Source organism: Vibrio sp. M260118 (genome assembly GCF_036533755.1).
Taxonomy (GTDB): Bacteria; Pseudomonadota; Gammaproteobacteria; order Enterobacterales; family Vibrionaceae; genus Vibrio.
In genome coordinates this window covers 1-10563 of the sequence record NZ_JATABG010000095.1, presented here as the reverse complement: position 1 = coordinate 10563, position 10563 = coordinate 1, and the positions used below count along the sequence as shown (strand labels likewise).

Genomic DNA, 10563 nt, shown 5'->3' with positions numbered 1-10563 from the left:
GTAGGAGGGGTGGTAAAGAATATTAGTGGTGACTTAGTAAAAAAAGCGTTACTCCCAGTCCCACCTCAAAATGAACAAGCTCGTATAGCTCAGAAACTCGATGAGGTATTGGCGCAGGTCGATACCATCAAAGCGCGTTTAGATGGCATCCCTGATTTACTCAAACGCTTCCGCCAATCGGTACTGGCTTCAGCGGTATCGGGCAAATTGACGGAAGAGTGGCGCAAAATAAATATAGCCGTTTTTGATGAAGCTTCTCTAGCGGAATCTCAACTAAAACATGGTAAGTCGAAGTATAAAAGTGATTTGTTCAATCAGGCAGCGTCAACGTTACCTAAACTCCCGGATGCTTGGAAAGTAGTACCAGCTGGAGAGCTGTTCTCCTACGTTACAAGTGGTTCCAGAGGTTGGGCAAAATACTATGCTGATAATGGTGCATTATTTGTTCGAATGACAAATCTGAATTACATTTCTACAGAATTAGATTTAAGTGACGTCATTTACGTTGATCTACCTGATCATGTAGAAGGTAAGCGCTCTCTTGTTGAGCAAAACGATTTGCTTATATCAATTACCGCAGATGTTGGCAGAGTTGCTCATGTGTCAAAAGATATAGGAGAGGCTTACATTAATCAGCACGTTGCTCTAGCTCGCCTCAACCTCAAAAGTTATTCAGAGTACATTTCGTTGTGTATTGCGGCTGAGAATATCGGAATCAAGCAAGTCGATTCCTTAAAGCGGGGAGCGACAAAAGCAGGATTAGGATTAGATGATATAAGAAGTTTTGCCATACCGTTACCAAGCATTAATGAGGCTGAAGAAATCGTCCGCCTAGTCGACCAGTACTTTGCCTTTGCCGACACCATCGAAGCGCAGGTGAAAAAAGCCCAAGCTAGGGTGGATAACCTTACACAAAGCATTCTAGCTAAAGCCTTTCGTGGTGAGTTGGTGGAGCAAGATCCAAATGACGAGCCCGCCGACAAACTACTAGAGCGCATTGCCAAGGCCCGCGCCGAAGCCGAGGCGTTAGCCAAAGCCGCTAAGAAAGCAGAAGCAGCTAAGAAGCGCGCTGCGAAAGCATAAATGATAAAACTATAAGCACGCCACCAAGCGTGCTTTTTTATGTTTTGGATGGAAAGAGTATGACTGAAGCATTTCCTTTTAGTATTCCTGTTATGGATGCGATTAGACACGACTATGAGCGATTCCGTTTTGATACTCACCAGTATGACCATAAAGGTCTTTTTACTGATGGTCAGGGGCTATATGCCGTTATATCGGATGTAGAAGGTAATGACACACTGCTTGATGAACTAAATGAACATTATCGTAAGTATCATACCGCAGGCGTACCAACAGGCAATATAGTGAGCAAGGTGGCACAACGGTTTCGTTTGATTGAATCGCGCAGCAGGTTGGAAAAGACGTTAACGCATGGACAGCCAATGACGATACCTGAAACCATCAACTTGTTCGTGCTACACATACCTAAGAAATATCATCCATTTCATGTGGACTTTTTGTTTAACACCAACCAGTTTAACCTGACCTTCAAATCTGAGATAACGAGCAGTGAACAAGAAGAGATTCAGCTAATTTGTGAAGCTCTAGGCTATCAAGGTTATGACTTTGTATTTAAATTCGATTCTACCATCCCCCACTTTCCAGGAAAGGTTGAGTACAAACTTAATACTCACAATAACCTACTACTCACCGCTAGTGGGTTAATGCAAAGGCAGTTCTCCAAGCCTTTGCTCACAAGATATGAGGAGGATGAAGATTTTTGGGCTCAAAATCGACAATCGGTATTTAGTGGTGATGAGGCAGACCAAAAAGCCCCGTTTCTGTTACCTAAGTTTGTTGAAAATAAGTCACGTTGTTTCGTAGATGCGTCTGTTTTTCCGCGTCAGAACTTGAGGGTTTACTTAACTCTGTACGAACAAGTCATCATTGCATTGCCATTGGATAAAGGCGCAGAGTACTTCTATGAGATGTTTAAGCTGGGTAAATATGAGTTTCAAGAGCTGGTAGCACGCGGTCGATTACTGTTTGTAGTGCCACAGAATCTCCACCGTTATTCTCAGGAGTTACTGGTGGATATCCTTATGGTTGCACCAGACTCGATAATTTTTTCAAGGCGGCTTGCTGCCTCAACTATTCGAGGTATACAGAATAAGTCAGGAATAATTGGGACCACTTTCTCAAGTGATGAGCAATTTCATTTCCTTCATCAATGTTCTCGTATTGAAAGCCCGTCGATACAAAACCTTGCGCAAGTGCTTTCGGAACAATGGCAATATGGTGAGTACATGGTTAATAAAGAGGGAGCGGTATCTACTCATCGACTTGGAGTTGCTGGCATCGCAGCCAAAGGATTTGAGCGCAGAGGACGGGATATTCACCTTGAATTATCTACAGCGGCGATGGCGTATGAATATGCCCAAGGACTTAGGGCTCATCACTTCCCGTTTGATGGGGAGCAATATTCTGAGGTTGAAGCTTGTCGGGTGATAAGTGGTTTTTACAACGGAGTTAGCGCTAAGTCTAAGCAAATCGAAGAATCTGAGTTAGGCATACTACTTAATGAGATATTTGCTATTGATAACGATATGGACATTCTTGAGCTCGACTCAGCGTTGTCTAATAGCCTTATGCGGTCGTTGCCTAATATCGTTAATCAGTTCGCGGGTATGGATGAGGGTGAGCGGTTTCATAAGCTGAGAGCTCTTAAGGAAGAAGTGGCTAAAATTGAAAAAAATAAAAAACGAATGTCTCGATTAAACATATCAGGATTCCCTTCTGTCGCTGCTGGGGCTGGAATGGAGATGGCAGGAATCAAAGGTGGCGCTATCGTTGCACTTGGTGGTTGGCTCCTTAACGCACTCAACGTATATGCAGATGAATTGGAGCTTACAAATAGCCCAATATATACCAAACTCTCAAGCTTAAACCACTTCACTAGCCATGACGCAGTAATTGTACAGCGTGTAAGAGGCTCTATTTCAAGGTGGTAATGTTACCGTACATTACCATCTATGAAGTTGGTTGTTCGCATGAATACGTAGCTAAAATTTGCGAACGAGCCTCTAACTGAGAACAAAATTACTGTCTTTAAATACAGCAATGGTTTACACTTTTGGCGTTGCATCGACTGAAATAAGTAAACTATTTGGACGAAATTGGAATAAGAAGATGAAAGCATATCACACATACAGTGCTGTAGACGTTGCATGGAGCTTGCTTAAGCATGCGAAAGAGCAAGGTAAATGCTTCTCCAATTTACAGCTACAAAAGCTTACCTACGTTTGTCACGGTTTATCATTGGCACACTTCCAGCGTCCTCTTGTCGTGGATGATGTATTTGCGTGGAAGTTTGGCCCTGTAGTCCCTTCTGTCTACTTCCGATTTAAATCATACGGTAGTAGCGTGATCACTGAACAATGCGATGTGGCTTTAGACCAAGAGAGCGAGTCTATTGTCAAAGACGTAGTATCGCAACTTGGTGATTTAACGGGCCCACAGCTTGTAGACCTGACTCACCGAGAGGGTAGCCCATGGCATCAAGTATGGGATGGCACACATCAGAAAGTGATCCCAGACCATTTGATCCAAGCCCATTACACTCAAATCAAACAATCAGGTCGAACAGCTAGCCTGTGAGTGATAAAGAAAAAAGTGTCGTCAGTTTTCAGATTGACGACACACCTACCGCCGAACAGGCCTCAATAAACTTTCAAGATGATTATGAGCTGGACTTTCAAGACTTTCTTGAGAGAACGGTTGATGAAAGTGCCACAGAAGACTTCTCATACTCCAACAATGGAGTGAAAAAAGCAGGACGACGACTGCGCAAAAAAGAGGGCGACCTTAAGTCCGCTACAGCAACAATCCAGCAGTTTCGCGCCGCTCACGAAAAACCACTGAATACTATCGCTTATCTCGTTGGCCGCTGTTGCCGCGAGCTTGGAATTGATGTTAAACCAGTAACACGTCTCAAGCGTTTAGAGACCATAATCGATAAGCTACAGCGTAAATCTCTTGATGGTGAGACGACGAATGCGACCTGTGTGACCAACATGAATGATATTGGTGGTTGTCGGGCAATTTTTCCTGATCTTGGATCATTGGAGAAAGCAATAGAGCGACTGCAAGTTACTGTTGAAAAAGTAGGCCGGGTCAAAATAAAGGATATTGATGATTACATCACCAATCCAAAGCCCAATGATTGTGGTTACCGGAGTTTGCATCTTATCTATCGGTATGACCATGCTAGTGGCAAAAGTTTTAATATCGAAGCTCAACTGCGTACACGTCTCCAGCACCTTTGGGCAACGACGGTAGAGATCGTCGATATCTTGGAAGGGACTAAAATTAAGACTCACTCCCATAGCCCAGATGAAGACAAAGATAGCTTGCAGATTCAGTGGGAAGAGCTTCTTTCCATCATGAGCCAGTACATTGCTGATGCAGAAGGTGCTATTGAGTTAAGTGATGATGACAAAGCAAGACTCTCTATTAGGTTGAGTGAGTTGAATTGTGAGCTCAACGCATTGGCTCGGCTGAGGAGCTTTAAAGTATTATCTGAGAAAGTCGAAGACTGTTGTGACAGCTCAACAGAGCATGTTCTCTTAGTGATTGATGAAGCAGAACTAAAGTTAATCTTCAGTGAAGAATTTGAGAATCATTCTCAAGCTATTTCAGTCTACAATGCTGCTGAGAAGATGACTCGTAGCCATGCTAGGCTCAACACCTTGCTCATATCGACAAAAAACATGGGGCAGCTGTCAGATGCATACCCCAATTATCTAGGTGACTGTGCCTCATTCATCACATTGTTCGAAGAGGCAATGCAATCAGGTCATAGTCAGGCATAGCTTGTTTATTAGCAATCACTGCATTGCAAATATTACAATAAGTCCAATGTACTTCTTTTTCCCTTAAGTTCAGCAAAAAGCTGATCTGTTCATTTTTTGCATTTTTCATGAGAGTAACTCAAACTGAACCGCAAATGGCTTTTCGTTACGGAGCGAAGGTGGTTTTAAGTGTTGCCGTACCCCACGCCGTACCCTGAGTCAATTTTTATACTTTTTAAAAGTAGTGATCCCCTTATTTAATGCGCTCTAGGAGTACGCCCGCTTCCATATGGTGGGTATATGGGAACTGGTCAAATAGAGCAAATCGTGTGATTTTGTGTGTCTCACACAGCACATCTAGGTTCTCTTTCAATGTTTCCGGGTTACACGAAATGTACATGATACGTTCATAACCTTGAACCATCTTACAGGTAGCGATATCCATACCCGCACGTGGCGGATCAACAAAAATTGTGTTGCAGTTGTAGCTCTTAAGATCAACGCCCGCATCTTGTAAACGGCGGAACTCACGCTTGCCTTCGATCGCTTCTGTAAACTCTTCCGCAGATAGACGCAGAATCTGTACGTTATCAATCTTGTTAGCAGCTATGTTGTATTGAGCTGAAACTACAGATGGTTTAGCCAGTTCTGTCGCGAGTACGCGCTCAAAGTTTTGTGCTAGTGCCAGTGAGAAGTTACCGTTACCACAATACAGCTCTAGCAGATCGCCCGTGCTGTCTTGCGTACAGTCAACTGCCCACTCAAGCATCTTCTCCGCTACTTTGCCGTTTGGCTGGGTAAAGCTGTTCTCTACTTGTTGGTAGATATATGGCTTGCCATTGACGTCGAGTTTTTCAATCACGTAATCACGATCGAGGACAATTTTCATCTTACGTGCGCGGCCAATGATGTTTAGGTTAAAGCCCTCATCGTTTAGGCGTTGTTTAAGTGTTTTGGCGTTTTCAGTCCACTCTTCATCTAGCTGGCGATGGTAAAGAAGCGATACTAAGATCTCTCCGCTTAGCGTTGAAAGAAAATCGACTTGGAACAGTTTACGACGTAGTGAGTCATTGTCCTTCATTGCATCAATAAGCAGAGGCATCAAGTCATTGGTTAGATGACTAGCTGCTGGAAACTGATTCACACGGTATTTTTCGCGAGTCTCTTGGTTAAACATGATGTAGTACATGTCGTCACCTTCGTGCCAAATACGAAACTCTGCACGCATGCGGTAGTGTTGCTGTGGAGATTCAAAAACTTCCAACTCAGGTACATCATAAGGCGCGAACATCTCATTGAGACGATCGATTTTTTCAGCCAGTTGTTCTTGGTAGCGTTGAGGGTTTACATCAAGATTCGCCATGAATATTGCCTTAGGTTGAACCTGTCGAGGTTGTATTTAGTCAGGAGCGCAGATTTTATTCAATCTCAGCTCTATGTCCAGTGTTGTCCTAATAATGACTAAAAGATAGTGCGTAAACAGCTCAATGGAGACATTAGTTCGCTATTTGTCTCGTGAAAAGTTCAATTATTGTCTGGACAAACTATCAATAGGTTAATAACATCGTCGCCAAGCTGGTGCTGTCTAGATGTATAGATGGCTGAAAAGGGAATCTGGTGAAAATCCAGAACTGACGCGCAGCGGTAAAAGAGAACGAAAGCTCAAATGACACTGCACAGACTAGTGTGGGAAGTCGAGTAAGTAGGAGGCGATGCCGAGCTCTTGAGTCCGAAGACCTGCCAGCGGCTGAGCAGTGGTAGTGGAAGCAAAATTCCATGCTCGGTAGGATTAACGCGATTTAGGATTATAAAATGAACCGATCTATTTTGGCGATTGCTGTGGCATCGCTACTTCCGTACGCCCCTCTTTCTTACGCTCAACAAGCATCCGCTGATGAGACCATGGTGGTGACCGCGAGTCGTTTTGAGCAGTCAGTTGGTCAAGTGACAGCAACAGTCGACATTGTAACCAAAGAGCAAATTGACAATCTGCAAATTAAATCTCTAACGGAAGCTTTAGCATTATTACCCGGTGTGCAAGTAACACAAAATGGCGGACGCGGGCAAAACAGTTCAGTCTTTGTTCGCGGTACCTCATCGAATCAAACCATTGTTCTCTATAACGGGGTGAGAATAGGTAGTGCTACAACTGGTAGTGCGAATTTCTCAGCTATTCCTCTAAGTGGTGTTGAACGTATCGAGTTAGTAAAAGGTGCTCGTGCTGCGGTATATGGTGCAGATGCAATAGGAGGTGTCATTAACATCATTACTTCATCAGGTGCTGATGTTGACTCTGGTACTGTTCAAGTAGGAGCTGGTACTGATAACTATCGCCAAGGCGCTGCTGGAGTGAGCTCTAAAGTCGGTCAGAACTCTTGGATTAATATGTCTGTAAACACTGAAGCGTCAGATGGTTTCGATGTTGTAGGCACAGGTCCCGCTCAACCTGATGAAGATGGTTATAGCCGTCAAGACCTAACGCTAGAAGTTGGGACAAATTTTTCACCAGAGTGGTCTGCCAAAGTAATGGGCTTTTACTACAAGGGAGAGAATGACTACGATACTTACAGTTCTACAGCGTCAGATGAGCAAGAATCAACACTGTTCAACTATGCTGCTGTTGTAAGTTATGTCGGTGAAAAATACCGTTCTTCTTTGTCCCTATCTACCAACCGGGATGATAGCAACAATAAAGGTGGTGATGATCCGGGTAGTCACTTAATCACTGACCGTGATGCACTCAACTGGCTGAACTCTTATCAGGTCTCTGAGAGCTTTGCACTTAATGCAGGTGTTGATCTAACTAAAGACTCAGTAGCTGATTCTAAAATTTGGAGTAGCAATAGTTACCAGAAATATGATGGCACTAGCCGCAAAAATAATGCAGTATTTGCTTCGGCTTTCTATGACCACTCAGGCCTGCAAATTGAAGCAAGTATTCGTCATGATGACAATGAAGTCTATGGTGGGAAATCGACATGGCAGCTAGGTGCTGGCTATCTTGTTAGCCAGAATTGGCGTTTGATTGCTTCTGGAGGTACTGCGTTTCGTGCACCAACATACAATGATCTATTCTGGCCTGGTTATGGTAATAGTGACCTGAAACCAGAAGAATCTTTGAGTTTTGAGGCTGGATTTGAGTTCTTCTCTGAAGTAGCGGATGTGCGCGTTGTAGGTTACTCAAACAAAATTACTAACTTGGTAAGCTATCAATCAAAAGGTGAAGAGCTAAAGAATTCTGATGCGACAATAAACGGTATTGAAGTGAGCTCGCAGTTTGAGACTGGTGTACTCTCACACTCAGTGTCGCTAGATTTCCTAGATCATAACAACAAAGTTAATGTTGCTAGCTTTGGTCAACCAGAAGACATCCAAGATAAAGAACTATCTCGCAGAGCAAACTTTGCTGCAAAATGGTTGGTCAGCTATGAACACAATGACTGGCGTGGGGACTTGAGTTATCAATACCAAGGTAAACGCTATGATGATGCAAAAAATACTGTGGAACTGGATCCGTATAGCCTTGTGAATTTTACATTAGGTTACCAGCTTACTGAGCAATGGAAGCTACGAGCTAAAGTTGAAAACTTGTTTAACGCTCAATACCAAACGGTGGACAAGTATGAAACGCAAGATCAAGCATATTACCTAAATGCTTCATACCAGTTCTAACTAAAATCCAAACCGCCTTCGGGCGGTTTTTACTTCTCTATATACTTAAATTATGAAAAAGAACGTCATTGTAAGCTGGTCTAGTGGCAAAGACTCAACTCTAACCCTAGAAAGGCTAGTGGAAAGCCATGATTATCAAGTGGTCGGTCTGTACACGACCTATGTAAAAGATGAAGTTCCCTTCCAAGCGACGCCAATTGATGTGCTAGATATGCAGGCAGAGTTGTTAGGCTTGCCGTTGATAAAGATAGAGCTACCAGAGACTTTCCCCTCGAATGAGATTTATCAAGCAGCTATTGTTAATGCGTTAAAGCAAAGCGAACTTGCGATTGAGGCCGTAGCCTTTGGCGATATGTTCTGCAACGGCATTGAAGCGTATCGTCGTAGCTATATAGAGCCTGCAGATTGGGAGTGTGTCTTTCCTTTGCTTGGGCAACAAAGTGCGGACTTAGCGCATGAGATCCTTGAGCGTGGAATCAAAACCTTAGTTGTTACCACGGATGGTAATGCATTAACACCAAGCTATTGTGGGCAATGGTATAGCCAAGATTTCCTTGATAGCTTGCCTAAAGGTGTCGACCTTTGTGGTGAAGATGGTGAGTTCCACACGCTAGTGACCGAAACGCGGAGCTATCGAGGAAAGCTCGAACTAGAGCTCACTCATAAAGAGCAAGGAGAGCGCTTTACTCATCAACGTTATCACGCGCAATGTTTGCCAAAATAGCTACAGCGAGTATCATTGCCAAGTCGTAAAGTAGTGAGCAATTCAAGTGTCCGAGCAACAAGCAAAAATCCTAATCTTTGACTCTGGTGTCGGTGGTCTATCTGTATATAAAGAGATACAGGCGAAATTACCTCAGCTTGATTACCTCTATATCTTCGATAACGCAGCCTACCCATATGGCGAACTGCAACATGAAACGCTAATTGCACGTGTTGATGCATTGGTCTGCTCGCTGGTGGAAAAACATCAAATAGATTTAGTCGTTATCGCATGTAATACAGCTAGTACTATTGTGTTACCAACCTTGAGGGCCAAACTCTCTATTCCCGTAGTTGGTGTTGTTCCTGCAATCAAACCTGCTTCGAATCTCGCTAACAAAGCGGTTGGCCTAGTTGCTACTCCGGCAACTATTACTCGCCCTTATACCCACGACCTTATTCGTGACTTCTCTCAAAGCAAGCCTGTCGAGCTATTGGGTTCAACCCGATTAGTTGATATGGCAGAAGAAAAGCTCAGAGGGAAAGCTATCGATCAAGCCGAGCTTAAAAAAATTTTTGCCCCGATTGACAATAAAGTTGATGTGGCTGTCCTAGGTTGTACTCACTTTCCGTTAATCAAAACCGAAATTCAGCAAGCATTATCAAACCATGTATTGTTGGTTGATTCGGGAGAGGCAATAGCACGTAGGGTTGCCGATCTACTTAAAGATAAATTTGAACTGAAGATTGAGACGGTAGGAACAAAAGAGATTTTTTCAACAGCTCCCCCTTGGGAAGAGGGAGCATTGAACATTGCATTACATGAACTAGGTTTTAGCCCTGTTCAGTACTTTCCGATTGAGATTTAGGGTCGTTAGCAATACGAACCTTTAACGTCCGCTGCATATAATCCTTTTCATTAAGTGCTTCAATGGCAGTTTGTGTGTCAGATGCAGCCATCACTACAAAGCCAAAGCCTCTTCTTTTACCTGTGCGTTTATCTTTCATTAAGCGCACGGCAAAAACTTCACCATGTTTGGCAAATAGCTCTTTCACGTGTGACTCATTTGCTTTATAGGGCAAGTTGCCTACGTAAAGTGTTTTAGTTGATGGATCGTTGGATGGGTCTTGTTCTTTATTGGTGTTTGAAAGTTTAAGAATAAAAGCGGAAGCGAATACACCCAGTACAAAGCTTATAGCAGGAGACACGGCTACCTGCGAAAAGATGATTCCGCCCAAAACAGCTAAGGCGACAATCAATAAGGTCGATTTGTTTGAACTCATATTGGAATACAACTTTTTAGGTTTAAGAAAAATTAGGTCTACTGTTAACAAA

Annotated in this window: 9 protein-coding genes and 1 riboswitch; of the genes, 7 read left to right on the top strand and 2 right to left on the bottom strand. The window is 43.3% G+C overall.

What is annotated here, in order from left to right; all coding sequences use genetic code 11:
* From QTO00_RS08025 to QTO00_RS08010, 4 genes are all read left to right on the top strand, one after another.
* Nucleotides 1-1083, top strand: a 1083-nt coding sequence (locus QTO00_RS08025; RefSeq protein WP_331424141.1) for a restriction endonuclease subunit S, incomplete at its 5' end; no start/stop codon positions are given.
* A 59-nt stretch (nt 1084-1142) separates the two neighbouring features.
* Complete coding sequence (locus tag QTO00_RS08020) at nt 1143-3014, top strand: hypothetical protein (protein ID WP_331424140.1); 1872 nt, start codon at nt 1143-1145, stop codon at nt 3012-3014.
* Nucleotides 3015-3192: 178 nt separating this feature from the next.
* A complete protein-coding gene (locus tag QTO00_RS08015; RefSeq protein WP_049845335.1) occupies nt 3193-3660 on the top strand; it encodes a Panacea domain-containing protein in 468 nt (155 codons plus the stop codon).
* The gene (locus QTO00_RS08010; RefSeq protein ID WP_331424139.1) at nt 3657-4874 is read left to right on the top strand and encodes a RelA/SpoT domain-containing protein; all 1218 of its coding nucleotides are present in this window, start codon (nt 3657-3659) and stop codon (nt 4872-4874) included. Before QTO00_RS08015 ends, QTO00_RS08010 begins: the two co-directional genes overlap by 4 nt.
* Before the next feature lie 232 nt (nt 4875-5106).
* Here QTO00_RS08010 and trmA read toward each other — a convergent pair whose 3' ends face one another.
* Nucleotides 5107-6216 carry a tRNA (uridine(54)-C5)-methyltransferase TrmA gene (gene trmA / locus QTO00_RS08005; protein ID WP_331424138.1) on the bottom strand — a complete coding sequence of 370 codons (1110 nt, stop codon included), beginning with the start codon at nt 6214-6216 and terminating at the stop codon, nt 5107-5109.
* 196 nt (nt 6217-6412) lie between these two features.
* Nucleotides 6413-6612, top strand: a riboswitch (cobalamin riboswitch).
* Nucleotides 6613-6665: 53 nt separating this feature from the next.
* On the opposite strand from trmA, the gene QTO00_RS08000 reads away from it, so the two are divergent.
* Genes QTO00_RS08000 through murI form a run of 3 tightly spaced genes read left to right on the top strand, consistent with a single transcriptional unit; the run spans nt 6666 to nt 10096 of the window.
* On the top strand, nt 6666-8525 hold the full coding sequence (locus tag QTO00_RS08000) for a TonB-dependent receptor domain-containing protein (RefSeq protein WP_331424137.1): 1860 nt from the start codon (nt 6666-6668) through the stop codon (nt 8523-8525).
* 52 nt (nt 8526-8577) lie between these two features.
* On the top strand, nt 8578-9249 hold the full coding sequence (locus QTO00_RS07995) for an ATPase (protein ID WP_331424135.1): 672 nt from the start codon (nt 8578-8580) through the stop codon (nt 9247-9249).
* A 46-nt stretch (nt 9250-9295) separates the two neighbouring features.
* Nucleotides 9296-10096 carry a glutamate racemase gene (gene murI, locus QTO00_RS07990; RefSeq protein WP_331424134.1) on the top strand — a complete coding sequence of 267 codons (801 nt, stop codon included), beginning with the start codon at nt 9296-9298 and terminating at the stop codon, nt 10094-10096.
* On the opposite strand, the gene QTO00_RS07985 is transcribed toward murI, so the two are convergent.
* Nucleotides 10062-10511, bottom strand: coding sequence for an RNA recognition motif domain-containing protein (locus tag QTO00_RS07985; RefSeq protein WP_331424143.1), 450 nt, complete (start codon nt 10509-10511; stop codon nt 10062-10064). The two genes, murI and QTO00_RS07985, sit on opposite strands and share 35 nt — an antisense overlap.
* Between the last annotated feature and the right edge of the window lie 52 nt (nt 10512-10563).

What these genes read in the sequence shown, in the direction of transcription:
- QTO00_RS07985 (WP_331424143.1), bottom strand. Translation starts at nt 10,511, where the DNA reads ATGAGTTCAAACAAATCGACCTTATTGATTGTCGCCTTAGCTGTTTTG.
- QTO00_RS08015 (WP_049845335.1), top strand. Translation starts at nt 3,193, where the DNA reads ATGAAAGCATATCACACATACAGTGCTGTAGACGTTGCATGGAGCTTG.
- trmA (WP_331424138.1), bottom strand. Translation starts at nt 6,216, where the DNA reads ATGGCGAATCTTGATGTAAACCCTCAACGCTACCAAGAACAACTGGCT.
- QTO00_RS08000 (WP_331424137.1), top strand. Translation starts at nt 6,666, where the DNA reads ATGAACCGATCTATTTTGGCGATTGCTGTGGCATCGCTACTTCCGTAC.
- QTO00_RS07995 (WP_331424135.1), top strand. Translation starts at nt 8,578, where the DNA reads ATGAAAAAGAACGTCATTGTAAGCTGGTCTAGTGGCAAAGACTCAACT.
- QTO00_RS08020 (WP_331424140.1), top strand. Translation starts at nt 1,143, where the DNA reads ATGACTGAAGCATTTCCTTTTAGTATTCCTGTTATGGATGCGATTAGA.